Origin of the sequence: Bacillus sp. FSL K6-1005 (assembly GCF_038000225.1) — a bacterium.
Taxonomy (GTDB): Bacteria; Bacillota; Bacilli; order Bacillales; family Bacillaceae; genus Bacillus; species Bacillus mojavensis.
Genome location: NZ_JBBOBP010000003.1, coordinates 1 through 24,941 on the forward strand (window position 1 = coordinate 1; position 24,941 = coordinate 24,941).

Consider the following 24,941-nt stretch of genomic DNA (forward strand, 5'->3'; position numbering starts at 1 on the left):
TTTCATTTAAAAGCTCCTGAAAAGGAACTGGTTTTTTATGATCTTCAAATAATTCGTGAGCGATTTCAACTAAAGCCATTTCCTTTAGCTGTTCCTGTGAATATTGTTTGATACCCAAGGTCGGACACTCCCTTTCTATTACTTATATGTATCTGTTTTATCAATAATGAAAGCGATATTGTATTGTTCTTATACAAACCATACCTCTCATTATAAACAAAATAAAACAGAATATGCTACCCTTAACAGCGTTAATTTAAATAAATTTACAAGAGTGATCCGACTGATAGATATTTTGCCTTATTCTGCGAGCATTCTGGAGATAACCAGCCTTTGAATTTCTTGGGTGCCTTCGTAGATTTGCGTAATTTTCGCGTCGCGCATATAGCGTTCTACCGGATAATCCTTCGTATAGCCATAGCCGCCGAAAATCTGTACAGCTTCGGTCGTGACCTTCATCGCCGTATCCCCTGCCAGCAGTTTGGACATGGCGGAGGCTTTTCCATACGGAAGGCCTGACGATTCCAGCCATGCCGCTTGGTAGGTCAATAGCCTTGAAGCTTCTATCATTGTCGCCATATCTGCAAGTTTAAAAGCTATGCCCTGCTGCTCGGCGATCGATTTGCCGAACTGTTTTCTTTCTTTTGCGTATTGAAGCGCCGCATTAAGCGCTCCCTGGGCGATGCCAACAGCCTGTGCCGCGATGCCGTTTCTTCCTCCGTCCAGCGTCTTCATCGCGATTTTGAATCCTTCTCCTTCTTCACCGAGAAGATTTTCTGCGGGAACGATACAGTCTTCGAAGATGATTTCTGTTGTCGGAGAAGAACGGATGCCTAGTTTCTTTTCTTTCTTGCCTGACAAAAATCCTTCAAAATCCTTTTCAACAATAAAAGCAGAAATGCCTTTTTTCTTTTTTTCAGCGTCAGTGACTGCAAATACAATGTAAATATCAGCGGCGCCGCCATTTGTGATAAACACTTTTGATCCGTTTAATACATAGTCATCACCGATTCGCTCAGCAGTTGTTTTCATCCCGCCAGCATCTGAACCGGAGCCTGCTTCAGTCAAAGCGAAAGCCCCGATTTTCTGCCCAAGCGCCAGCTGTGTTAAGTATTCTGACTTTTGTTCTTCTGTGCCAAATGCAAACAGCGGCCAGCCGCAAAGCGAAATATGGGCGGAAAGCGTCACGCCGGTGGAGGCGCAGACTTTTGACAGTTCCTCCACCGCTATGACGTATGCCAGATAGTCACTTCCGATTCCGCCGTAAGCTTCAGGCCACGGAATCCCTGTTAATCCTAAATCCGCCATTTCCCGAAACAGGTCACGATCGAAGCGTTCTTGTTCGTCACGTTCTGCCGCTGTCGGTGCAACCTCATGCTTCGCAAAATCACGAACCAATTTCCGAATCATTTCGTGTTCTTCTGTTAATGAAAAATTCATCGCTTTTCCCCCATTGTCATATCAGCGCCCAAGACAGATTGAGCCAGAAGCTCCGCGACATCATACGTTTTGACACGATCTTCCGCTTCTTTTGCCTTTGTGCCGTCCCCAAGCATCGTGAGGCAGTACGGACAGCCGGAGCTGATTACCGACGGATTGACTGCCAGCGCTTGCTCTGTTCTGGCGACATTAATCCTGTTTCCTGACTCTTCCTCCATCCACATTAAGCCACCGCCAGCTCCGCAACACATGCCGGTTTCCCGGTTTCTCTCCATTTCAATAAGCTGCACGCCCGGAATGGCTTTTAGAATCTCTCTTGGCGGATCATAGACTTCGTTGTACCGTCCCAAATAGCACGAGTCGTGGAAGGTGATCGTTTCATGAACTGGGTGCTGCGGTTTTAGTTTCCCGTTCTTCACCAGATCGGCCAGCACTTCCGTATGATGATACACTTCGCCTTCAAAGCCGAAATCAGGATATTCGTTTTTAAATAAATTGTATGCGTGCGGGTCAATCGTAACGATTTTTTTCACATTATTTTTTTCAAATTCCGAGATATTCTTTTCGGCCAGTTCTTGAAATAAAAATTCATTTCCGAGGCGGCGCGGGGTGTCCCCTGAATTTTTTTCTTTGTTGCCGAGGATCGCAAAGGTCACACCTGCTTGGTTCAGCAGTCTCGCAAAGGAGATGGCGATCTTTTGGCTTCTGTTGTCGTACGAACCCATGGAACCGACCCAGAAAAGGTATTCGAATTCTTTTTCCTCTTTTTTTACTTCTTTTACTGTCGGAATCTCGGCATCTGGAGCTGCGTCGCGCCAATTTTCACGTTCCTTGCGGTTGAGGCCCCACGGATTGCCCTGTCGCTCAATACTCGTCATTGCCCGCTGTGCGTCACTGTCCATTTTTCCTTCAGTCAGCACGAGATAGCGGCGGAGATCAATAATTTTATCAACATGCTCGTTCATGACGGGGCACTGATCCTCACAGTTTCGGCAAGTGGTGCAGGCCCAAATTTCTTCTTCGGTAATGACGTCGCCGATTAAGCTCGGATTGTAATCAAGCGCGGCGGCGGCTTCCCGCGATCCGCTCCCTGAGGCTGCCGCTGCCAGCTGGTTCCCTCTCGTATGGCTGAATGCTGCAGCCGGCACCCATGGCGAGCGCGAAGTGACGGCAGCACCTTTTTCTGTGAGGTGGTCCCTGAGGCGTAAAATTAAATCCATCGGCGACAGCATTTTTCCGGTGCCTGTCGCAGGGCACATATTGGTACAGCGGCCGCACTCGACACACGCATACAGATCAATCAGCTGGGACTGCCTGAAATCCTCGATTTTTCCTGCTCCGTAGCTTTCTTTTGTTTCGTCAGTGAAATCAATTTTTTCAAGCTTTCCTGACGCTTCAAGTCTGTTGAAAAAGACGTTGGCAGGACCGGCAATTAAATGAGCGTGCTTTGACTGCGGCACATACACTAAAAAGCTCAGTAAAAACAGGAGGTGCACCCACCATGCGATATAGAAAATCACCGCAGCACCCGTCTCCCCGATGCCGCCGAGCAGAAACGCGATTCCTGAGGCGATTGGCTCGCTCCAAGAAAGCCCGTGATCATGCCAGATCAGATTCATTGCGTTCCCTAGTAAAACCGTCAGCATTAAACCGCCGATAAAAATGAGAACAAGTCCAGATTTAAAGCCTCGTTTCAGCCTGACGAGCTTTTCGATATACCGTCTGTAAAATGCCCAGCCAACCGCAACTAAGATCAGAAACGTAACGATTTCCTGAAAAAAAGTGAAGGCGGGATAGATTGGGCCAAGCGGCAGATTTTGATCCGGGACCAGACCTTTGATGATAAAATCAATCGCTCCGAACTGAACCAATATAAAGCCGTAGAAAAACATGACGTGAATGATCCCGCTTTTCTTATCCTTGAGCAGTTTTTTCTGTCCGAATACATTCACCCATATGGCCTGAAGCCGTTCCTTGATCCGCTTATCGAATTGTTCCTTTTGGCCAAGCCTGATGTAAGCAACCCTTGTTTTGACCAAATAAACAAACAAATAAACAGCGTAAGCGGTTACAATCAGAAATAATAATGCATTGACAATAAGAAAGCCGCTCATTCCAATTCCCCCTTTTTACTGATGAAAACCGTTATCCCCTGCCCCAGAATCTGTATAAGGTTATCTTTATGATAAATAATGAATGAGTGTTCAGTCAATAATTAAATTCCCGCTGTTCGGGCACAATATCTACTACTACGGAAAGGAGTGCCGGGATGAAGGTATTTTTCGTGATTCTCATTATTGTCATCATACTATTGGCTATAATCCTGCTGGATATCTTTATAGGCCGCGCCGCTTACAGAAAGAAAGCGTACGAGCCTGTTTTTTCAAAAAAGAAAAGTGATATCGAATTAATTCACTGCGGCGCTGACCTTGTTGAACGGATGATGGAAGATATACGCGATGCCGTCTCTTCTGTTCACGTGATGTTTTTTATTATGAAAAACGATGAGGTCAGCCACAATATGTTTACACTGCTGAAAACAAAAGCCCAGGCCGGTGTTTCGGTTTATTTGCTTCTGGATTGGTCGGGCAGCCAAAAAATTAAAAAACCGGCGCTGAAGACGATGAAAAACGCCGGCGTCCACGTTCATTTTCTGAACCGGCCTCGTTTCCCTTATTTCTTTTTTCATATACAAAAACGAAATCATCGGAAAATTGCTGTGATAGACGGAAAAGTCGGCTATGTCGGCGGGTTTAACATTGGTGAGGAATACCTTGGCAAGAAGGCGAAGTTCGGCAATTGGGAGGATTATCATCTGCGTATGACGGGCGAAGGTGTCCGCGATCTGCAAACGCTTTTTACAGCCGACCTGAAACGAAATACCGGCTCAGCCGAACTCGGTCCGGATGTTTGGCCCGAACTTCCGCAAGGGAATACCCCTCATAAGATTTATGCGACTGACGGCTATGCTCTTGAAAAAACGTATTTGGCAAATATCGCAAGGGCGAAAAAGCGTATTACGATTTGCACGCCTTATTATATTCCGACTAAACCGCTTCAGCAGGCTTTGGTCAAAGCAAGAAAAAACGGTGTGGACGTTACGTTGATTGTGCCCATGAAATCTGATCACCCTCTGGTCAGAGAAGCTGCTTTTACATATTATTCGGAGCTGCTTGATGCCGGCTGTCTCATCTACCGTTTTTACCAAGGGTTTTATCATGTGAAAGCCTTGATCATTGACGATCACTTCAGCATGATCGGCACAGCCAATTTTGATCAGCGGAGCCTGTTTTTAAATGAAGAGGTAAACGTTGAAATCGATGATGTTGCATTTACAAAAGAAGTCTATGCCACGATTGAAGAGGATATTAAAAAGTCGGACCTGCTGACAACAGAAAATTTCAAAAAGCGCACGTTCAGGCAGCGCCCGGCGGAATGGCTCGGTAAAGCATTATCTTATTTTTTATAAAGGAGAGTTCCTATGATTTTCAGATTCGGGTTCGTCTCAAATGCGATGAGCCTTTGGGATGCGTCTCCCGCCAAAACACTGACATTCGCCCGTTATTCAAAGCTGCCCGAGGATGAGAGAAAAGAAGCCCTTTTGGCTGCGACAAAAGCTAACTTGCGCAATACAATGAGAACCCTTCACTACATCATCGGCCACGATATTCCATTGTACCGTTTTTCCAGCTCAATTGTGCCGCTGGCCACTCATCCAGACGTAATGTGGGACTTTGTGACGCCATTTCGCAAGGAGTTCCGTGAGATTGGGGAGCTTGTGAAAAAATACAATTTGCGCACAAGCTTTCATCCTAACCAATTTACCCTGTTTACGAGCCCTAAGGAATCTATTACAACAAATGCTGTAACCGATATGGCTTATCACTACCGCATGCTTGAAGCAATGGGGATTGCAGACCGCTCGATTATCAACATCCATATCGGCGGCGCTTACGGAAACAAAGAAAACGCTCTGAAACAATTTCATCAAAACATAAAACTGCTGCCGGAAGAGATCAAGCAGCGGATGACGCTGGAAAATGACGATAAGACGTATACCACGGAAGAGACGCTTCAGGTCTGTGAGCTAGAGAATGTTCCGTTTGTCTTTGATTTTCACCATTTTTACGCCAACTCGGATGATCATGCGGACCTGAATGAAGCACTTCCACGGATGATCAACACATGGCAGCGGATCGGATTGCAGCCGAAGGTCCATCTTTCCTCCCCTAAGTCGGAGCAAGCGGTGCGCAGCCATGCGGATTATGTAGATGCCAACTTTTTGCTGCCGCTTTTGGAGCGCTTCAGGCAATGGGGAACCAATATTGATTTTATGATCGAGGCGAAACAGAAGGACAAGGCGCTTCTCCGGCTGATGGATGAATTGAGCTCAATCCGCGGCGTGAAACGGATTGGCGGCGGCGCTCTGCAATGGAAAACATAAGTATAAAAAAACAGGTTTACAGTTTGTACACATTGGGAACATACGCTATATAAGACAAGAATCGATGGAGGAGAAAGAACATGAAAAACATCAAGTCTCTAAAGGTAGCCGCACAGGCATTCACTTTAAGAAATTTGATTCATCTTTATAAAATGTGCCATTCCGGAAGCCACGAGGTTTATATTTACTCAAAGAAAACGATGTGCAAAATCAAAAGCTTAATCGAGCTGGAAACATTCCGCATGGCTCATAATGAAAAGGAATATCTGATTGTGGTTGAAGGGACAAAAGCATCTCAGCTGGTTGAAAAGTTTCAGAATATGATCGAGCCCGCTGAGAGAGAAGCGCTCTAACTTACATAAAAAAGGATAGACAGTGATGTCTATCCTTTTCCTTATGCTCGTTTATCATGGAGCTGCGCCGCCTGTACAAATCGTTTCAAATCGGTAAACCCAGCTTTGTTTCGGTATTTTGTTCATGAAACAGCGGGATGCCGGTCCCTAATACAACGGGAATAACAGTGATGTTGAAATCGTCGATGACGTCCTCTTTCAAAGATGTTAAGCGGCCGGTGATGCCTGACGTCTTCACTGATAAGCGTCACGTGTTCATCATGATAGTGTCGGACGTTCCCGTAAAACGCTCCCCGTACGGAATATTGGGTGTGAGAATATTAATATGTTCATATGTGTTCCGTCCTAATATGACAGTACCAACGGTCTGATAAAATTCACTGTACCCGTTATCACCCTTTCCTCCTATTGCTGCACCATCTCTCCAAACTGTGCTTGATGCAGTCTGCTGTAAATACCGCCGGCTTCGATCAGTTCCTGATGCCGCCCCTGTTCCTCAATACCGTTTTTTGTCACGACGACAATTCTGTCCGCATGTTTTATCGTCGCCAGTCTGTGGGCGATCACCAGCGTCGTGCGCCCCGCCGACAATTCTTGAAGCGCCTTTTGGATCGCCGCTTCTGTTTCTGTATCAAGAGCAGAAGTTGCTTCATCGAGAATTAGGATAGATGGATTTTTCAAGAACATCCTCGCAATTGAAAGGCGCTGCTTTTGCCCGCCGGAAAGCTTTACGCCGCGCTCTCCGATGACGGTGTCCAATCCATCCGGCATGTTATTGACAAGTTCTTCTAAGTGAGCCTGCTTTACAGCTTGCCAGATTTCCTCTTCTGATGCGCCCAAACGGCCATATGCAATATTCTCTCTCAGTGTGCCCGAGAATAAGAAAACGTCCTGCTGCACAACGCCAATCTGCTCGCGCAAGGAAGACAGCGTCATGTCTTGAATGCTGACGCCATCAATGGTAATGTCGCCCTCCGATGCTTCATAAAAGCGCGGAAGCAGACTGCAAAGCGTTGATTTCCCCGCTCCGGACGGTCCGACAAACGCTACCGTTTCCCCCGCCCGAATGGTCAGGTTAATGTCATGAAGGACATGTTGATTCTGATCATAGCCAAACGAAACATGCTGATAGCGGATATCGCCTTTCAGCCCGGAAACGTCTCTCGCCTCAGGAGAATCCTGAATATCCGGCTCTGTCTCCATCAGCTCCATGTAGCTTTTAAAGCCGGCAATTCCCCTCGGATACATTTCAATAATGGCGTTAATTTTGTCAATCGGCCGAAACAGGACATTTGTTAACAGCACAAACGCTACAAATTCTCCGTATGACAAGGAGCCGCGAATCACAAACCATGTTCCGCATAAGAGGACAAACAGCGTGACAAACCGTGTCAGCATATAGCTGATGGAACCGTTTTTCGCCATGATTTTATAGGATGACAGCTTAGTGATCCGGAACCGCTGATTGTTGACAGCGAAGCGCTCTTTTTCAAACGATTCATTGCCGAACGCCTGAACGAGCCGGATGCCGCCGATATTATTTTCTACCCGCGCGCTGAAGTCTCCGATATCCTTGTTCAGCGTCGTAAACGCTTTGGTCATTTTTTTGTTGAAGTAAAGCGCCAGCCAAATGACAATCGGCATGATAATAAATGTCAGCAATGCCAGCTGCCAGTTAATAAACAGCATAACCCCGAACGCCCCGAGAATCGTCATAATGGCGATGAACAAATCTTCTGGACCGTGATGGGCGACTTCGCCGATGTACATTAAATCGTTCGTCAGCTTCGACATTAACGTTCCCGTCTTGTTGTTGTCGTAAAATTTGAAGGACAGCTTTTGCAGATGGTCAAATAGCGATTTTCTCATATCGGTTTCGATATTGATTCCGAGCATATGCCCCCAATACGTGACGATATATTGGAGAGCCGAGCTGAGCGCGTAAACGACAAACAATCCGATTGAGGTCGCGATGATCAGGCCCCAGTCTCTCCCCGGAAGCAAGGTATCAATGAAATAGTTGACGATCAAAGGAAAACTCAGCTCCATTAAGCCTCCTGCAATCGCCGAGAAAAAGTCGAGAAAGAACAATGTTTTATATGGTTTATAATACGCAAAAAATTGCCGCAGCACTCTATCTTCCCCCAATGCATCAATAACTGATAAGATTTCTCAATTATACTATACACGGGCTGTATGAAAAGACAGTATTTCTTTTTTCTTACAGAACGCTTGAAAAGAGTCGGGCAACTGACTCCTTTGTCCGATCGGCCATTCCTCTTTTATAAAAACCGACAGGACTAAGTTTCTCACTTTCCATCATATCCTCTTCGAAATGGTCTTCCAGGGTGCGGATTGCTTCGGCATCCGTGAAGAAAACATTCACCTCAAAATTGAGCTGAAAGCTGCGCATATCCATGTTTGCGGTTCCGACTGAGGCGATATCGCCGTCAATGATTATCACTTTTTGATGCATGAAGCCTTTTTGATATGAATATACCTCAATCCCCTCTAGAAGCAGCTCAGGGAAATACGATCTCGACGCGTATTGCGTTAAAAAGCTGTCATTCGTCTCCGGCACCATAATTCGCACCTGGACCCCTTTTGTCGCCGCGGCTTTCAAAGCCGTGCGGATGGATTCATTCGGGACAAAATAAGGTGTGGCAATCCACACAGATTTCTGCGCTGTAGAGATCATTTCATAGTAGAGGTCACTCATGCTCTCCTTCATGTCAGGCCCTGTCGCGACGATTTGATAAATGCCTCCTCCCTCCACGGGAACTGGCGTATTGTATTCTTTTTGATCAATTAACACTTCATTAGAGACATATTCCCAATCCAGCATAAAGATAGCGTGAAGCGTTTGCACAATTTCTCCTTCCAGCCGCAGATGAGTGTCTCTCCAAAAACCGATGCCCGGGTCTCTGCTGATATATTCCTTCCCGACATTCAATCCGCCGACAAAGCCATATTTCCCGTCTATGATCACGATTTTACGGTGATTTCGAAAATTTAATTTCTGATTGAAGAACCCGTTTTTCAGCGGAGAAAAAGGAATGATGTCCACACCCGCTTTTCTCATTTTCATAATATCTCTACTTGCCAATTTGATGCTGCCCGCAGCGTCATACAAAAAACGCACCTCGACACCCTGACGCGCCTTCTCCATCATAATCTCCATCATGCCGCGGCCAAGCATGTCCGATTTGAACATATAGTATTCGATATGCAGATAAGATTTTGCTTTCCGCATTGCTTTGAAAATATCAGGAAAGGTTTCTTCCCCGTTTTTCAAAACCTTTACCTTGCTTTTCGTGTTGATATTCATATGTGAAGCCCTGATGGAATAGGTAAAAAACCTTTCTTGATTGTCCTTCAATCCGGTCACTTCAGGCGTTTCCTCCATGTCAAACTGCTTTCGAAGCTTCTCCCTGTTGTACATTCGTTTTGTTTTAAACAGCTTTCCTTTTACATACAGCTGTCCGGAAAACAGATAAAACATGTAGCCCGCGATCGGAAAAAAGACAAGAATATGTATCCATAACAGCGTGTGCTGTGATGTTCGGTTTTCAAGGATTAACGAATAAATGCTGAACAAAATAATGCCGGCATAGCAAAGCAATCCTCCGTAAAACTCAAGTCTGGAAACCGGAAAAACCCAGATGATGTATGCCCCAATGAGCATGATATATAAAAAGAAAAACTCCAGTCTCCTTTTCAGCATTTGTCCCCTCTCCAATCCGATCCGATTACCTTCGTATTTCCTCTTATTTCTAACCTTTAAACCTTTCTATGAAAAAAGCCTCTCCGCACACGGGGCGGAAAGGCTTATGATGATGCTTCCTGTGTTTGGCCGGGTGTGATGTTCTGGAGCAAAGCCGGATTGAGGGAGTAGCTGCTTTTGATTTTATTTTTGAAGAAGCTGACGATCAGGCCCGTGACCGCAATCGACACTAAAGAGAAGAGCCCTTTCAGCAATCCGACGGAGACAATGCCGACCAGCACTACGCCAAAATCGAAGAGGAAATTCACCGTACCCGGATTCCAGCCATAGCGCTTTTGCAAAAATAAAGCGAGAATATTAGCACCGCCAAGGGATGCCTGATGATAAAACATGAGCGACAGGCCGAACCCGATTAATGCTCCGCCGCAAATCGCGCCGGCAAACGGTGAAAAAGAGACAGACGGCAGCCAGTGATCAACGCTTGTAAACAGAGTCAGTGCTGTGACTGCAAATACAGTGGATAGGGTGAATTTGACGCCCATTCTGATGAGAGAAAATACATAAAACGGGATATTGATCAGAAAGAAGATTATGGCAAACGTGGAGTGAAACAAGTATGTCAGGCTTAGTGACAATCCGGCTGTCCCGCCGGTTAATACGTGAGAATGTCTGAGTGTCAGGACCCCGGCGCCTGTCATAAGACAAGCAGTGAAAATGAGTAACATCCGCTTCATTCTTCACTCTCCTTTTTCACATGTTATGTCCAAATACAAACATAACAGGATCCCTGGCTGCCCAGCTATTACCTTGGCAGAAAATATCTTATGTTTTTATTCTTTCATCAAACGATTTATCATAAAAAATCCCCCTCTTTGAGGGGGGATTTTTACAAGCGTTTCCGATACACGACATAGCTTCGTGTCAAATACTTGAGCGGCAGACTGAACACGTGAACCAATCTCGTAAACGGCCACAGGATAAAAACGATGTACCCTATCAAGATATGAAGCTTAAACCATAGGGGGACACTCTCCATCAAGGAGGCGTCAGGCCTGAACAAAAAGATCTCCCTGAACCACGGCCCGATTGTTGTCCGATAATCAAATCCTCTCGAATCGATGTTGAGAAACGTGGCGGCAACGCCTGTCAACATCATGAACAGCAGCAGGATGAGCATAAGGATATCCGATGGCGAACTGGTTTTGCGGATTCTTTTGTCAAACAGCCTTCTGTACGTCAGAATGAAAAGTCCGGTACATGCCGCAACCCCCGCCGGCAGGCCTGCGCCAATCGCCATTTTGTGATAAACATGCTCTGAAATGCCAATGGAGGTGTACAAGGCTTCCGGCATCAGAATTCCCATGAGATGTCCGCCGATAACGCACAGCATGCCCCAGTGAAAAAGTATGCTGCCCGCCGCGAGTTTTTTCTTTTCTAACAGCTCGCTTGATTTCGCCGTCCAGCCAAATTGGTCATGCTGGTAGCGGTAAATATGGCCGCCGATAAAGATCGTTAAAACAATGTATGGCAATACGCCCCACAGGATCTGCCCGCTCATGCCTGAACAGCCCCTTCAACGCTTTCACGCACGCCGATGTTTTCCAGTGCGGCCAGCAGCACGTGCAGCAGCTCAGCATATATGCTCTTATTTTTTTCGAGGCGGGATGCCAGTTCCCTCACATTGGACCTATATTTCTCAAACACGCTTCTCGCTGCTTCAATCTCCGCAACCGCTGCAAATTCCAGCATAAGCGGCAGGTAATCAGGCAGCTCTTTGTCAGTCTGCAGGAAGCCTGATTGCTGGTATGTGTTTTTTAAATGCAGCAATTCAACGCCGCGTTCTCTTTGCTCACCTGAATGAAAGTAAGTGACGTACATATTCGTTTTTTTCCCGAAGTCAAACGTATAGACATAGTGGTCAATCAGCGCTTCTGGTGAAAAACAGGCTAACGCCTCTAAAAAGCGCAGCAGCTTCTCACGGATTTGCCGATTGCCAATTTCATGAATCAGAGCCTTCCAATCGGGAAGCTCAGCTCTCCACTCTTCATCCGGATACGAAAGAAGACAGGAAAGAGCAGAGAATGCGATTTGCCGATCTGTGGTGTTCATCTGTTTACACCTCATTTATCAAAAGTTAGAAACAAGAGCCCGGGCCGCCGGAAAATGATAAGCCGCAGCTCCCTTGTTCAGTGTATAAATCAGAAATGTTTTCACGGTGGCTGCTCGGAATCACAAAGCGGTCATCATATTTTGCGATCGCAAGCAGCCGATACATGTCTTCAATTTGCTGTTCTGTTAAGCCGACACTGGAGATCAGTGCCGGGTCGATGGATTTATTCGTCTGGACCGCCCTCATATACTGGCGCATGACAGACATTTTCTTTAACGTTGACCGAATATGATCTGTATCACCGGCCGTTAATAGCTGCGCCAAATAGTCAATCGGAATTCTCATTTGGTCAATAGCCGGAAAAATGTCTTCCGCTGTTTGCCGGCTTCCCTCTCCTTCAAAGACATTCATGATCGGGCTCAAAGGTGGAATGTACCAAACCATCGGCAATGTCCGATACTCCGGATGAAGCGGCAGGGCAATTTTCCAGTCGATGATCATCTTATAAATGGGCGATTGCTGTGCAGCCTCTATCCATTCTGTCGGGATGCCCTGTTCTTTTGCTTGTTTAGCAACCTCGGGATCATTCGGATCAAGAAACACTTCTAATTGAGAATGATAGAGATCCTTTTCATTTTCAGCAGATGCCGCTTCCTCCACCTTATCCGCGTCATACAGCATGACGCCCAAATAACGGATTCTCCCCACGCATGTCTCAGAGCAGATGGTCGGCAGTCCCGCCTCCAAACGCGGAAAGCAGAGTGTGCATTTTTCGGCTTTGTTCGTTTGCCAGTTAAAATAGACTTTTTTATAAGGGCAGGACGAGACACAATATCTCCATGACCGGCATGCGTTTTGATCCACAAGTACAATACCGTCTTCCTCACGTTTATACATCGCGCCAGACGGGCAGGACGAGACACATGCAGGGTTGATGCAATGTTCGCAGATACGCGGAAGATACATCATAAAAACTTCATCGAATTCCGTTTTAATAGACTCCTCCATCTTTTGAACGTTTGGATCTTCAAGCCCCGTAATGTGGCCGCCCGCCAGATCATCCTCCCAGTTCGGCCCCCATTCAATATTCATAAAATCTCCCGTCAGCGACGATTTTGGCCGCGCTACAGGCTGGTGTTTTTTCTGCGGACTGTTAGTCAGCGTTTCATAATCATAGTTCCAAGGCTCGTAGTAATCATCAATGGTTGGCTGATTCGGATTATAGAAAAGATTTGCAAGGCGGTTGGTTTTCGGGCCTGATTTCAGCTCGAGCTTTCCTTTTTTTAAGGTCCAGCCGCCTTTATATTTGTCCTGATCCTCCCATTGCTTCGGGTAGCCGATACCCGGCTTTGTTTCTACATTATTGAAATACATATATTCGGCACCGGAACGGTTTGTCCATGTGTTTTTGCAGGTTACGCTGCACGTGTGGCAGCCGATGCATTTATCTAAGTTCATGACCATTCCGATTTGCGCTTTAATCTTCAAGCCAATCGACCTCCTTCAGCTTGCGGATGACCACATTCAGATCACGCTGATTCCCCGTAGGTCCGTAGTAGTTAAAGCCGTAGCTGAGCTGGGCATAACCGCCGATCATCTGTGTCGGCTTGACGTGAATTCTTGTCGGACTGTTATGGGTGCCTCCGCGGTTATTGGTCAGTTTTGTGCCGGGCACGTTGATATGGCGGTCTTGGGCATGATGCATAAACGCCATTCCTTTTGGTATCCGGTGAGACAGCACCGCTCTCGCTACGACAACCCCATTTCGGTTAAAGCATTCAATCCAATCGTTGTCTTTGATATCCGCATCCCCCGCATCATCTTTATTCATCCATACCGTAGGCCCGCCACGAAATAGCGTAAGCATCGGCAAGGAATCAAAATACATGCTGTGCACGGACCATTTATTATGCGGCGTCAAATAATTGAGGACAATTTCTTTGCCCTCTTGATCAGGCCGCTTGCTTAGAAACGGACGATGCTGGAGGATCGGTTTAAAGGTCGCCATCGTTTCCCCGAATTCCATCATCAGTTCATGATCGACATAATAGGATTGTCTGCCTGTCAGCGTACGCCAAGGAATCAATTTTTCCACATTTGTCGTAAACGGCGAATACCTGCGCCCGCCTTTTTCAGAGCCTGTAAATGCCGGAGATGTGATGACCGTTTTGGGCTGGGCCGTGATTTGTTCGAATGTAAAGCATTCTTCCTCCCGTTCTTCCGCCAGGTCTTTCAGCTCCAGGTTTGTGATGTTTTCAAGCGATTCCCATGCTTTTACGGCAACTTTCCCATTAGAAGTGGACGATAGGGTTAAAATCGCTTCTGCCGCCTGCTTTGCTTCACTTATATTCGGACACCCCTTTGCAACGCTGTCCGAGGTGATTTCTCCCAATCTCTTTTTGAGTGATTCATATTCATCGGCTATCGACCAGCTCATGCCTTTTGTTCCGCTCGGTTTTAAGGCGGCGTTTGAGCCGAGCGCAGTCATTTTATGAAAGATTTGCTTGTAGTCCCTTTCAACGACTTGAATGTTCGGCATCGTTTTCCCCGGGACGGCTTCACATTCGCCTTTGCTCCAGTCATTGATTTTGCCGAACGGCTGGGCCAATTCCTGCATGGTGTCGTGAAGGAGCGGCGTCGCGACTACTTCTTTCACCGGGTCCATATCGACTTCTTCTGCCAGCTCAGAAACGGCTTTAGACAGCGCCTTGAAAATATCCCAGTCTGACTTCGATTCCCACGGAGCTGAGATCGCCGGAGCAAAAGGATGAATGAACGGATGCATATCGGTGCTGCTGAGATCGTGTTTTTCATACCATGTCGCCGCTGGAAGCACGATATCGGAATACAGCGCGGTACCGGCCATTCGGAAATCAAGATTGATTAACAAATCGAGCTTTCCTTCCGGAGCCTGCTCACGCCATTTGATTTCTTCAGGACGGATGCTGTCGCTGTCGTCATTCATCAAGCCGTTCGTCGTTCCCAAGAGATGCTTGAGAAAATATTCATGCCCTTTTCCCGAACTGGAAATCAGATTCGCCCGCCATACAAAGAGATTTCTTGGGAAATTCACTTCATTGTCAGGATCTTCAATGGCGAATTTCAGCTTTTTCTCTTGAAGCTGTGAGGCCACGTACGCACCAACGTCTTCAGGTGTTGTTGCCCCCGCTTTTTCAGCTTCTTTGTACAGGTCAATTCCGTTTTTATCAAATGTCGGATAAGACGGAAGCCATCCGAGTCTTGCCGCCAGCACATTGTAGTCAGCGTGATGCTTGTAGCGGGAGGATGCCGCGATCGGTGATGCCAAGTCACTGACCGGCTGATCCTCGTAGCGCCACTGGTCAGTCGCAAAGTAGAAAAATGAGGTGCCGTTTTGCAGCTTGGGCACACCCTCCCAGTCCTTTGCATTTGCAATCGTCTGCCAGCCTTCAGCAGGGCGGAGTTTTTCCTGACCGACATAATGAGCCCAGCCTCCGCCGTTAACACCTTGGGCGCCTACCAGTAATACGAGATTTAATACTGCCCGGTAGATCGTGTCAGAGTTGAACCAGTGGTTGATCCCCGCTCCTACAATAATCATGGAACGGCCCTCTGTATCGATCGCATTTTGGGCAAACTCTCTAGCTATCTTAATGACGGCTTCTTTTTTGATCCCTGTCACCTGCTCCTGCCAGGCTGGCGTAAACGGTTCAGGATCGTCATACGAGCAGGCTGATTTCTCCCCGATCCCCCGATTCACGCCGTAGTTAGCCAAGATCAAGTCAAACACGGTTGTGACATACACATCTTCATTATCTATGGCCAGTTTTTTAATCGGCAGGTCTCGCTCAAGCACTCTGTTTCCCTCATTTGAGAAATAAGGGATTCGAACCGTGCCGATCTCGTCCTCTATGCCGTGCACTGAGAGCCGAGGTTCAATCGGTTCGCCTGTTTCTTCATCTATCATGTGCAGGTTCCATTTCTTTTGGCCGTCCCAGCGGGAGCCCATTGTTCCTTGCGGGATCGCGAATGCGCTTGTACGTTCATTCCACACCGCAGGCTTCCACTGATCATGCCCCGTCTGCCGCCCGATGTCCTTCGCATGAAGAAAACGCCCGGCTGTATACACGCCATCCTCTTTAGTTAGAGTGACAAAGAACGGGAAATCCGTGTATTGCTTTGCGTACTCTATGAAACGCTCTGTCTTCTGATTAACGTAAAACTCCTGCAAGATCACATGCCCCATCGCCATCGCAAGCGCGCCGTCTGTTCCTTGACGAATGCTCAGCCAGTCATCCGCAAATGTTGAGGATTCCGCGAAATCCGGGCTGATTGAGATGACTTTTGCCCCTTTATAGCGCGCTTCTGCCAAAAAGTGCGCATCAGGCGTCCTTGTGAGCGGGACATTGGAGCCCCATGTGATGATATAGCCTGAGTTGTACCAATCACTGCTTTCCGGGACGTCTGTCTGGTCGCCCCAGATTTGCGGGGATGCCGGCGGAAGATCCGCATACCAATCATAGAAACTGAGCATAGGGCCGCCAATCAAAGACATAAACCGCGAGCCTGACGCGTGGCTGATCATGGACATGGCCGGAATCGGGGAAAACCCGACATTCCGGTCAGGCCCGTATTTCATGACTGTATAGAGCAGAGAGGCCGAAATCAGCTTCAGTACCTCCGGCCATTCAGCGCGCACAAAACCGCCTTTTCCCCGCGCCTGTTTATAGGACTTCGCTTTATCCGGATTTTCAACAATCGATTTCCATGCTTCCAAAGGGCTTTGATGAGCCTGCAATGCTTCCCGCCACAAATTGATCAGCACACCGCGTACGTATGGGTATTTCACACGGAGCGGGCTGTAGATATACCATGAAAAACTGGCCCCTCGCGGACAGCCTCTCGGTTCGAAATCAGGCATATCCGGGCCGGTTGACGGATAATTCAGGTTTTGCCCTTCCCATGTGACGATGCCGTTTTTCACGTATATATTCCAGCTGCAGGACCCTGTGCAGTTGACGCCGTGGGTGGAGCGGACAACCTTATCGTACTGCCATCTGTTTCTGTATACATTCTCCCAATCACGATCTTCATAGGTTGTTTGACTATGTTTATTTGATTGATGCTCAATAGGAGAGAAATAGTTTAATCTCCTAAACAACGGACTCATTTTCTTTTTTTTCATGAGTATTTCACTCCTTCCGAGTCAGGTATTCTAAGTTCACTATAAACAGAGGCAGGATATTTCCTTGTGAACTATGTCACACACTCCCCTTTTTTCACAGAAAGTTCACATGAAGAAGAAGGAATGGAAAGACTGATCAAAAAACCCGACTCCTTTTAGGAATCGGGTTCAGCGTTTTCATCCTGAGATCTATGCAGATAACGCAAAAACAGCTCATAAGAGAAAAAGACATTTTGCTGGAGCATCACCAGAAAATTCATCTGCAGCTTCGGGTAATAGGACATGATTTTTTTTAATATGTAAAAAGGGATATTGAGCATAAGAATGTCTTCGGATGTGCGAACTGAAATGAATGGAGATAAGAACAGCCCGCCTTTTCGATCGACGGGAAACACATCGCCTTTTTCCCACAGCGCAACGGTTTGCGACCCTTCAGGCAGCCTGCTGTCAATAAAACGAATACTGCCTTTTAATACAATATAAATGGATTGAGAATGGAGAAAAGATGGATCCTGATCACATGACCCGCGGATAAACGTCCCGTTATTCAGCAATGTTTCGACAATGGGTAGAGGCACTTCATTAAACATAGGAAGTTGTTTCAAAAAAAATAAATAGTCACACTGATTCATAGGGAAGCCTCCTGTGCTAAGGATAGCTTTAGTGTAGCCCGGCCGATCCATGACAGCAGTGATGTATTTCACAGATGAAATGATGAATGTCACATATTGTCGGTATTGTCGCTTTTATAATGAAACAAGAAAGGAGTGTTTCGATGAGGGCGCTTATTCCGAAGCAGCACGGCGCTTGGGCCATGCTGCTCATTCCATTTTGCCTCGGTACGGTGAAGGGAGGAGCGGTTCTTTGGCATATTCCCCTATTTTTAGGCTGGCTGTTTCTTTATTTGGCTGTTCATCCTGTTACGCTGGCATTAAAAAAGAAACAAATCAACGCCTATCAAAAGTGGATATTTTATTACAGTGTTCCAACCTGCAGCTTTTTGCTTGCCGCTGTCATCCATAAGCCGTCTTTTATCTGGCTTGCCTTTTCTTTGCTGCCGCTGTTTCTCATTCATGTGTATTATGCCCGGCGAAAAAATGAACGAGCGCTGCTGAATGATTTTGCGGGCGTCTTTTTCTTTTGTGCAGGAGGATTCGCCAGCTGCTGGCTGGGGACGGAAACTCTTGACGGCTGGGCATGGTTTATTTTTGCACAATCTGCTTTGTTTTTTATCGGAAGTTCATTTTATGTGAAGTCGGTGATCCGGGAGAAGAATAATAGAGGATTTGCCTACTGGTCGTGGGTCTATCACCTGCTCCTCCCCTTACTTTCCGCAGCTTTCGGCGCGGGCTGGGCCGTTCTCGCCTTTATCCCCAGCAGTTTGCGTGCTTGGTTTTTTCACGGAAAGAAGTGGCCTGTTCAAACGATCGGCATTCTTGAAATCGTCAATGCGTGCTTCTTTTTCGCCATCATGTGCATTTGGCTAACAAGATAAAAACAAGGACATATTGCTGTCCTTGTTTCCACTTAATCAATATTGCAAATCTCTAACGGGCAATGTTCGCATTCAATCTCACACCGTAAATAGTCCCGCTGATGCAGTACAATCTTTCCGGATTCCTCTATTGAAATAACCCCTTGTTTGCGGAGATCACCCAGCATGCGGTTGACGCTCTCTCTTGCCGCCGCGCAAAATTTCGCCAAATCCTGGTTTGTCAGGGCAATGTTAATGAGAATGCCGTCACTCCGGTTCACTCCATAGCTGTTTGACAAGCGGATAAGGGTGGAATAGAGTGCCCCTTTTTTGCCATGAAGAAGAAGGTCTCTGATTTTGGATTGAATTTTGCGCAAATGGGTGCTCATCCATTTCATAAATTCAAATGTCAAAGCACCATTGTGGATTAGTTCCTTTTCAAGTCTGCCTTTATTGATGACAAGCACTTCGCCATCCTCCAGCACTTTTGCACTGAGCATATATCTTGGTTCTTCTGTGAAAAGTGTTAATTCACCGACAATATCATTTTTTTGGCAGATTCTAAGCGTCAGGTCTTTGCCGTCAGACGTCAGTTTCCCGATTTCAATGAGTCCTGACTGAATCAGATAAAGCTCTTCTGCATCCATTCCTTCTCGAAACAGGTATGTGTGTTTTTCGATTTTTCTTTTTGTGCTGATGGATTCCAGCAATTGATGAAGATCACTGGAAATAAGATCCTTATCAGATGTTCGAACAGAGAGAAAGTTCATGAGCTCACCTCGAAGAAAAGTCACGTTGTGTATTTATTGTAACGTGAAATCATTTGCGCTTTTCAGAAAAAACTTACAATCTCGTGAATTCCCCAGTCGCTGGCGGCCCTTCAGTTTACGCTGTGCCCGCTTCTCTCTGTATGTGTTTTCATTCTTTCCTGCCAATACATCCATATGACAATGACAAAGCTTGCTAACGCGACTTCCGAAAGCGCCATAAATCCGATGGCGTATTGTCCCGTCGCCTGAAATACACTCGCTAGGATCAGCGGAGGGAAAAAACCGCCTAATCCGCCCATGGCAGACACAACTCCGTTGGCAATTCCCGCTTGTTTAGAAAAATAGAAAGGAACCAGTTTAAAAACCGTCCCGTTTCCAATCCCTGAGCACACCGCAACCGTTAGCGCCCCAAAGGCATAAATGCCGATCGTCGGCGAAAACGACAGAATCACGCCCGATAATGTCAGGCCGGCAAAGACAAACATCAGGATGCGGAGCGGACTCACTTTATCAGCCAGCCACCCGCCCGCCGGCCTGAGCAGCGTGGATACAGCAATAAAACCTGCCGTCCGCAGCCCGGCATCCGCAGGACTCAGATCAAACTGTTCAACAAGAAAGTTTGGCAGATAGATTGTAAACGCGACAAAAGCGCCAAACGTAATAAAATAAAAGAGACTCAGAAACCACAGCACATGATTTCGGTAAACAGCTTTGATTTGAGTCTTTACGGACACCTTCACTTTCTTCTCATGCCGGTCACCGAAGAAAAAGTGCAGCAAAGCAAATAAAGCCAACAGGACCATATACATTTGCACCGTACTTTTCCACCCCGCCGCTTGTGCAATCACGGGAGCTGCAAATGTAGTGATCGCGGTTCCGATATTCCCGGCGCCGTATATACCGTTTACAACGCCATGTTTTTCTTTAGGATAGTACTTCGGAAGAGATGTAACCCCAATGGAAAAAACGGCTCCCCCAATCCCTAAGAAAAAACCGCCCGCGATTAAATCAAACAGAGAATCTGCAATACTGATCCAAAATACAGGGAATAAAAGCAATATAAAGCTGATCATAAAAATGATCCGCGCGCCAAATCTGTTGGTCAAATATCCCAACGGAATGCGGAGAAGCGATCCTAATATAACGGGTATGGCCGTTACCAAGGAAATTTCGCCTTTGCTCAAATGAATATCTAATGTGATCTGGGAGATAAGTGACGAAATCAGCACCCAAACCATAAACCCTGCCACCAAGCTCAATGACTGCAGCGATAATTGAAAGTGTTGACGGTTAATCATTCGGCTTGCCCCTTTCACTGATTCAATAATCAGCCTTATCATACAAAAACTCGGTGAAGAAGTTTGTGAACTATATCACACGATTCTGTAACAAAAAAAAGGACAAAGCCCTCTGGCTTTGTCCTTTCAGCATGATTACATTTTTTCAGGAGCCGATACGCCGATCAATTGAAGCGCGTTGTTCAGCGTGATTTGCGTTGCCTTCATTAAAGCTAGGCGCGCACGGCTTTTCTCTTCGTTTTCAGGGTCGATGACTTTCTCCGCATTATAGAAGCTGTGCAGAGCTGAAGCCAAGTCATAAATATAATTCGTCACACGGTGCGGAATTCGTTTTTCCGCCGCTTCCGCCACTGCCTCTGGGAAGCCGCCGATTGTTTTCAGCAGATCATATTCTTTTTCTGATTGAATAGGGCTGAAATCTAGATCCGCCGCCGGTGTGAGTCCTTGTTCTTCCCCTTGGCGAAGCATGCTGCAAATGCGGGCATGTGCGTATTGCGCATAATACACAGGGTTTTCGTTAGATGTTGATACAGCAAGATCCAAGTCAAAATCCATATGCGTGTCAGCGCTGCGCATCGCGAAGAAATAACGCACGGCATCCAAGCCGACTTCGTCAATCAGGTCGCGCATCGTTACCGCTTTCCCCGTCCGTTTGCTCATTTTCATTTTCTCACCGTTTTTGTAAAGGTGCACGAGCTGAATGATTTCTACTTCCAACGTTCCTTTTTCATAGCCAAGCGCTTCAATTGCCGCTTTCATACGCGGGATGTAGCCGTGATGGTCGGCGCCCCATACGTTGACCAGCTTATCAAAGCCGCGGTCAAGCTTATCCTTATGGTACGCGATATCAGGAAGCAGGTATGTGTATGTGCCGTCCTTTTTGATCAGTACGCGGTCTTTGTCATCACCGAAGGTTGTGGAACGGAACCAAGTCGCACCGTCTTCCTCATAGACATGGCCTTTCTCACGCAGCGCGTCCAGCGCTTTATCGATTTTTCCGTTTTGGTACAGTGATGTTTCAGAATACCACACGTCAAACGGCACGCGGAAGTTTTCCAAGTCTACGCGAAGCTTTTCCAGCTCGTATTTCAAACCATATTCTCGGAAAAATGCGAGGCGTTCGCTTTCTTCTACGTTGACGAAACGGTCGCCGTATTCCTCAGCGAGACGCTTTCCGATTGAAATGATATCCTCGCCGCGATAGCCGTCCTCCGGCATCGGTTTTTCCAATCCGAGCGCTTCAAAGTAACGGACTTCCACAGAAAGCGCCAGATTGTTAATCTGGTTTCCGGCATCGTTAATGTAATATTCGCGGCTCACATCATAACCCGCTTTTGCAAGCACATTGCACAAGGAATCGCCCACAGCCGCACCGCGCGCGTGGCCTAAGTGAAGGTCGCCCGTCGGATTTGCAGATACGAATTCCACTTGAACGCGTTCACCGTTTCCGATGTTTGTTTCTCCATACGCGTCTCCCGCTTCCAGTACAGATGGGATCAGCTTCGTTAAATATTGATTGTCCATATAAAAATTGATAAAACCAGGACCGGCGATATCAAGCTTTTCAATAGAAGCCTTTCCTTTATCAAAAGAAGTGACAATCTCCTCAGCGATTTGGCGCGGCGCTTTTTTTGCGATTCTCGCCAGCTGCATCGCCATATTTGTTGAATAATCGCCGTGTGTTTTATCCTTCGGTGTTTCTAAAACGACGTTAGGAATCTGGCTTTCTTCAGCCAGTCCCGCTTTCAGAACGGCTGCTTTAATTTCCTCTTTCAGCACGTCCTTCATTTGTTCCGCAATGTTCATGCGTGAGTTCCTCCCTCATACGTAATCGTCATATTATGTAAATGCTGCTGCTCGTCTCCGACATGCATATCATATGCGATACTGATACGGCCTTTTTCTTCGCCGAGATCAGATTGAATCGATTTTGTGCTCGTTTTCAGCTCAAGCTCACCAAATGACATTTTATATTTGGCGATTGTGGAAGCTCCAGTTACAAAACGCTGGTTCATTTTGACAGCGCCTGATCTCATGACAAGCACTTCGTCTTCGCTTACTTTCACAATCGTTTTCACTTTGCCTAAGTCGTGTTCTTCATAATAAGATAGATACACTTTATTCTGTTTCACATAGTAAAATCCGGTGGTGCGGAATTCGATCACTTCTTCGTTTCCGTCATCCTCGACTACAGATTTCACATGGATTGTTATCGGTGTCTCTTGCTTCATTCTGACACGTCCTTTTCATCTTTCCACTTTGACTTGAATAGTATAATCATTCGGTTTGTAAACTTCAACTGCTTCTATCTTACCATCATTGCTCATCAGATTTGAAGATAAACCTCAGAAAAAGCAATTCCTTTATAGAAGAGAAAATCATACCACTAATTACCTTGAGGGAATATTACATTTTTCCGAATTCTACCGTTTACAATTCACATTTTCTTCAAAATATATGTATTGAATTGGTAATTTGATAGTTTTAATATAAAAGTACATCAAAGATCTGCTAGAAAAACAAAAAAAGGGAGGATTCAATTATGAAAAAAGCTGTCATTGTAGAAAACAAAGGTTGTGCAACATGCTCAATCGGAGCCGCTTGCTTAGTGGACGGCCCTATCCCTGATTTTGAAATTGCCGGTGCAACAGGTCTATTCGGTCTCTGGGGATAAGGTTCTCCGGAAAAGGGCATAGTAAATTACTATGCCCTTTTTAACTAAAATACAAAATTTAACTAAAATCTACATCTTGGTTATACATACACAATGATTTTTACATTTGAATCATATGTATAGGGGATGGTATTTTGTTTATAGAGCAGATGTTTCCATTTATTAATGAAAGTGTAAGAGTCCACCAGTTGCCTGAGGGCGGTGTGCTGGAAATTGACTACTTGCGTGATAACGTCTCGATCTCTGATTTTGAATACTTAGATCTCAACAAAACGGCTTACGAGCTTTGTATGCTGATGGACGGTCAAAAAACGGCTGAACAGATTTTAGAAGAGCAATGCGCAAAGTATGATGAGTCGCCGGAAGACCATAAGGACTGGTACTATGACATGCTCAGCATGCTTTTGAATAAGCAGGTCATTCAGCTTGAAAACCGTGCACGCTTTCACAAAATCGTCACCAGCGGAAGCAATGAATTTCCAATGCCGCTGCATGCCACATTTGAGCTGACACACCGCTGCAATTTAAAGTGCGCTCACTGCTACTTAGAAAGCTCGCCGGAAGCGCTCGGCACCGTATCCATTGATCAATTTAAGAAAACAGCTGATATGCTGTATGACAACGGCGTTTTAACGTGTGAAATCACAGGCGGCGAAATTTTCGTTCATCCGAACGCCAATGAGATTCTTGAATATGTGTTAAAGAAATTCAAAAAGGTCGCCGTCTTAACCAACGGAACGCTGATGCGAAAAGAAAGCCTGGAGATGTTAAAAGCCTATAAGCAAAAAATCATCGTTGGCATATCACTGGATAGCGTACAGTCCGACGTGCATGATTCATTTAGAGGGAGAAAAGGCTCTTTTGCCCAAACCTGTAAAACGATAAAATTGTTGAGTGATCATGGTATTTTTGTCAGAGTCGCCATGTCGGTTTTCGAAAAAAACATGTGGGAAATCCACGACATGGCCCAAAAGGTGCGCGATCTCGGTGCGAAAGCGTTCTCTTACAATTGGGTTGATGATTTCGGAAGAGGCAGATATATTGTCCATCCGACGAAAGATGCCGAACAGCACCGCAAATTTATGGAGTATGAGCAAAATGTCATTGATGAATTTAAAGATTTGATCCCGATCATTCCGTATGAAAGAAAACGCGCGGCGAACTGCGGCGCCGGCTGGAAATCGATTGTGATCAGCCCGTTCGGAGAAGTACGCCCGTGCGCGCTCTTCCCGAAGGAATTTTCATTGGGAAATATATTTCATGATTCATATGAAAGCATCTTTGACTCCCCTCTTGTCCATAAACTGTGGAAAGCGCAGGCGCCGCGGTTCAGCGAGCATTGCATGAAAGACAAATGCCCGTTCAGCGGCTATTGCGGAGGCTGTTACTTAAAAGGGCTGAACTCCAACAAATACCACAGAAAAAACATCTGCTCCTGGGCCAAAAATGAACAATTAGAAGATGTGGTCCAGCTTATTTAGGAGGGAAAC

Annotated in this window: 20 protein-coding genes and 3 pseudogenes; 7 read left to right on the forward strand and 16 right to left on the reverse strand. The window is 46.2% G+C overall.

All coding sequences use genetic code 11. The features are described 5' to 3' along the window. The 3 genes and pseudogenes from NST16_RS20590 to NST16_RS20600 form a co-directional block, all read right to left on the reverse strand. Positions 1-118: pseudogene (locus tag NST16_RS20590) on the reverse strand (DNA-directed RNA polymerase subunit delta); the annotation flags it as partial. 182 nt (positions 119-300) lie between these two features. Then, complete coding sequence (gene acdA, locus NST16_RS20595) at positions 301-1,440, reverse strand: acyl-CoA dehydrogenase AcdA (RefSeq protein WP_340888585.1); 1,140 nt, start codon at positions 1,438-1,440, stop codon at positions 301-303. Further along, complete coding sequence (locus tag NST16_RS20600; protein ID WP_340888586.1) at positions 1,437-3,554, reverse strand: heterodisulfide reductase-related iron-sulfur binding cluster; 2,118 nt, start codon at positions 3,552-3,554, stop codon at positions 1,437-1,439. The genes acdA and NST16_RS20600 overlap by 4 nt, the downstream gene beginning before the upstream one ends. 155 nt (positions 3,555-3,709) lie before the next feature. Between NST16_RS20600 and cls (NST16_RS20605) the strand changes: the two genes are divergently transcribed. From cls (NST16_RS20605) to NST16_RS20615, 3 genes are all read left to right on the forward strand, one after another. After that, entirely contained in the window at positions 3,710-4,909 is a 1,200-nt protein-coding gene (gene cls / locus NST16_RS20605) for a cardiolipin synthase (RefSeq protein WP_340888587.1), read from the forward strand. Positions 4,910-4,921: 12 nt separating this feature from the next. Next, positions 4,922-5,884, forward strand: coding sequence for a UV DNA damage repair endonuclease UvsE (gene uvsE, locus NST16_RS20610; RefSeq protein ID WP_268446869.1), 963 nt, complete (start codon positions 4,922-4,924; stop codon positions 5,882-5,884). Positions 5,885-5,964: 80 nt separating this feature from the next. Beyond that, positions 5,965-6,237: a hypothetical protein gene (locus NST16_RS20615; RefSeq protein ID WP_010332264.1), complete on the forward strand. Its 273-nt coding sequence runs from the start codon at positions 5,965-5,967 to the stop codon at positions 6,235-6,237. Positions 6,238-6,278: 41 nt separating this feature from the next. On the opposite strand, the pseudogene NST16_RS20910 reads toward NST16_RS20615, so the two are convergent. From NST16_RS20910 to NST16_RS20660, 9 genes and pseudogenes are all read right to left on the reverse strand, one after another. Next, positions 6,279-6,640 (reverse strand): annotated as a pseudogene (locus NST16_RS20910) (dihydrofolate reductase family protein); the annotation flags it as partial. Between the two features lie 2 nt (positions 6,641-6,642). Beyond that, a complete protein-coding gene (locus NST16_RS20625) occupies positions 6,643-8,370 on the reverse strand; it encodes an ABC transporter ATP-binding protein (protein ID WP_340888592.1) in 1,728 nt (575 codons plus the stop codon). Positions 8,371-8,458: 88 nt separating this feature from the next. After that, entirely contained in the window at positions 8,459-9,961 is a 1,503-nt protein-coding gene (gene cls / locus NST16_RS20630; RefSeq protein WP_340888594.1) for a cardiolipin synthase, read from the reverse strand. 104 nt (positions 9,962-10,065) lie between these two features. Further along, entirely contained in the window at positions 10,066-10,695 is a 630-nt protein-coding gene (locus NST16_RS20635) for a YitT family protein (RefSeq protein ID WP_340888596.1), read from the reverse strand. Between the two features lie 152 nt (positions 10,696-10,847). Continuing rightward, entirely contained in the window at positions 10,848-11,519 is a 672-nt protein-coding gene (gene narI, locus NST16_RS20640; RefSeq protein ID WP_268446862.1) for a respiratory nitrate reductase subunit gamma, read from the reverse strand. Continuing rightward, positions 11,516-12,070 (reverse strand): nitrate reductase molybdenum cofactor assembly chaperone, encoded by a 555-nt coding sequence (gene narJ, locus NST16_RS20645; protein ID WP_340888598.1) that lies wholly within the window; start codon positions 12,068-12,070, stop codon positions 11,516-11,518. Before narJ ends, narI begins: the two co-directional genes overlap by 4 nt. A gap of 25 nt (positions 12,071-12,095) precedes the next feature. Next, on the reverse strand, positions 12,096-13,559 hold the full coding sequence (gene narH, locus NST16_RS20650; RefSeq protein ID WP_340888600.1) for a nitrate reductase subunit beta: 1,464 nt from the start codon (positions 13,557-13,559) through the stop codon (positions 12,096-12,098). Next, the gene (locus NST16_RS20655) at positions 13,549-17,235 is read right to left on the reverse strand and encodes a nitrate reductase subunit alpha (protein WP_340888602.1); all 3,687 of its coding nucleotides are present in this window, start codon (positions 17,233-17,235) and stop codon (positions 13,549-13,551) included. Before NST16_RS20655 ends, narH begins: the two co-directional genes overlap by 11 nt. Positions 17,236-17,390: 155 nt before the next feature. Continuing rightward, positions 17,391-17,867, reverse strand: a complete 477-nt coding sequence (locus NST16_RS20660; RefSeq protein WP_340888603.1) for a Crp/Fnr family transcriptional regulator — start codon at positions 17,865-17,867, stop codon at positions 17,391-17,393. Positions 17,868-18,010: 143 nt separating this feature from the next. On the opposite strand from NST16_RS20660, the gene NST16_RS20665 reads away from it, so the two are divergent. Then, on the forward strand, positions 18,011-18,730 hold the full coding sequence (locus NST16_RS20665) for a YwiC-like family protein (RefSeq protein ID WP_340888604.1): 720 nt from the start codon (positions 18,011-18,013) through the stop codon (positions 18,728-18,730). 32 nt (positions 18,731-18,762) lie between these two features. Here the strand turns inward: NST16_RS20665 and NST16_RS20670 are convergent, their stop codons facing one another. The 4 genes from NST16_RS20670 to NST16_RS20685 all read right to left on the reverse strand — a co-directional run bounded on the left by NST16_RS20670 (position 18,763) and on the right by NST16_RS20685 (position 23,008). After that, positions 18,763-19,479, reverse strand: coding sequence for a Crp/Fnr family transcriptional regulator (locus tag NST16_RS20670; protein ID WP_010332274.1), 717 nt, complete (start codon positions 19,477-19,479; stop codon positions 18,763-18,765). A gap of 110 nt (positions 19,480-19,589) precedes the next feature. Then, on the reverse strand, positions 19,590-20,777 hold the full coding sequence (locus NST16_RS20675; RefSeq protein WP_010332275.1) for a nitrate/nitrite transporter: 1,188 nt from the start codon (positions 20,775-20,777) through the stop codon (positions 19,590-19,592). 135 nt (positions 20,778-20,912) lie between these two features. Then, positions 20,913-22,583, reverse strand: a complete 1,671-nt coding sequence (gene argS / locus NST16_RS20680; protein WP_340888605.1) for an arginine--tRNA ligase — start codon at positions 22,581-22,583, stop codon at positions 20,913-20,915. Beyond that, positions 22,580-23,008: a DUF1934 domain-containing protein gene (locus tag NST16_RS20685; protein ID WP_268446848.1), complete on the reverse strand. Its 429-nt coding sequence runs from the start codon at positions 23,006-23,008 to the stop codon at positions 22,580-22,582. The genes argS and NST16_RS20685 overlap by 4 nt, the downstream gene beginning before the upstream one ends. Before the next feature lie 311 nt (positions 23,009-23,319). Here NST16_RS20685 and sboA point away from each other — a divergent pair, with 311 nt between their 5' ends. The 3 genes and pseudogenes from sboA to albA all read left to right on the forward strand — a co-directional run bounded on the left by sboA (position 23,320) and on the right by albA (position 24,932). Continuing rightward, positions 23,320-23,451 (forward strand): subtilosin A, encoded by a 132-nt coding sequence (gene sboA / locus NST16_RS20690; protein ID WP_003222002.1) that lies wholly within the window; start codon positions 23,320-23,322, stop codon positions 23,449-23,451. Then, positions 23,408-23,548 (forward strand): annotated as a pseudogene (locus tag NST16_RS20915) (bacteriocin-like protein SboX). Before sboA ends, NST16_RS20915 begins: the two are co-directional and overlap by 44 nt. Before the next feature lie 37 nt (positions 23,549-23,585). Beyond that, entirely contained in the window at positions 23,586-24,932 is a 1,347-nt protein-coding gene (albA, locus tag NST16_RS20695; RefSeq protein WP_340888608.1) for a subtilosin maturase AlbA, read from the forward strand. Positions 24,933-24,941 lie beyond the last annotated feature (9 nt).

Excerpts from the sequence above, each read along its gene's own strand:
- NST16_RS20665 (WP_340888604.1), top strand. The coding sequence starts at position 18,011 with ATGAGGGCGCTTATTCCGAAGCAGCACGGCGCTTGGGCCATGCTGCTC.
- cls (WP_340888587.1), top strand. The coding sequence starts at position 3,710 with ATGAAGGTATTTTTCGTGATTCTCATTATTGTCATCATACTATTGGCT.
- sboA (WP_003222002.1), top strand. The coding sequence starts at position 23,320 with ATGAAAAAAGCTGTCATTGTAGAAAACAAAGGTTGTGCAACATGCTCA.
- NST16_RS20600 (WP_340888586.1), bottom strand. The coding sequence starts at position 3,554 with ATGAGCGGCTTTCTTATTGTCAATGCATTATTATTTCTGATTGTAACC.
- NST16_RS20685 (WP_268446848.1), bottom strand. The coding sequence starts at position 23,008 with ATGAAGCAAGAGACACCGATAACAATCCATGTGAAATCTGTAGTCGAG.
- NST16_RS20655 (WP_340888602.1), bottom strand. The coding sequence starts at position 17,235 with ATGAAAAAAAAGAAAATGAGTCCGTTGTTTAGGAGATTAAACTATTTC.
- NST16_RS20615 (WP_010332264.1), top strand. The coding sequence starts at position 5,965 with ATGAAAAACATCAAGTCTCTAAAGGTAGCCGCACAGGCATTCACTTTA.
- NST16_RS20635 (WP_340888596.1), bottom strand. The coding sequence starts at position 10,695 with ATGAAGCGGATGTTACTCATTTTCACTGCTTGTCTTATGACAGGCGCC.
- narJ (WP_340888598.1), bottom strand. The coding sequence starts at position 12,070 with ATGAACACCACAGATCGGCAAATCGCATTCTCTGCTCTTTCCTGTCTT.
- NST16_RS20660 (WP_340888603.1), bottom strand. The coding sequence starts at position 17,867 with ATGAATCAGTGTGACTATTTATTTTTTTTGAAACAACTTCCTATGTTT.
- cls (WP_340888594.1), bottom strand. The coding sequence starts at position 9,961 with ATGCTGAAAAGGAGACTGGAGTTTTTCTTTTTATATATCATGCTCATT.
- NST16_RS20675 (WP_010332275.1), bottom strand. The coding sequence starts at position 20,777 with ATGATTAACCGTCAACACTTTCAATTATCGCTGCAGTCATTGAGCTTG.
- argS (WP_340888605.1), bottom strand. The coding sequence starts at position 22,583 with ATGAACATTGCGGAACAAATGAAGGACGTGCTGAAAGAGGAAATTAAA.
- narI (WP_268446862.1), bottom strand. The coding sequence starts at position 11,519 with ATGAGCGGGCAGATCCTGTGGGGCGTATTGCCATACATTGTTTTAACG.
- acdA (WP_340888585.1), bottom strand. The coding sequence starts at position 1,440 with ATGAATTTTTCATTAACAGAAGAACACGAAATGATTCGGAAATTGGTT.
- NST16_RS20670 (WP_010332274.1), bottom strand. The coding sequence starts at position 19,479 with ATGAACTTTCTCTCTGTTCGAACATCTGATAAGGATCTTATTTCCAGT.
- uvsE (WP_268446869.1), top strand. The coding sequence starts at position 4,922 with ATGATTTTCAGATTCGGGTTCGTCTCAAATGCGATGAGCCTTTGGGAT.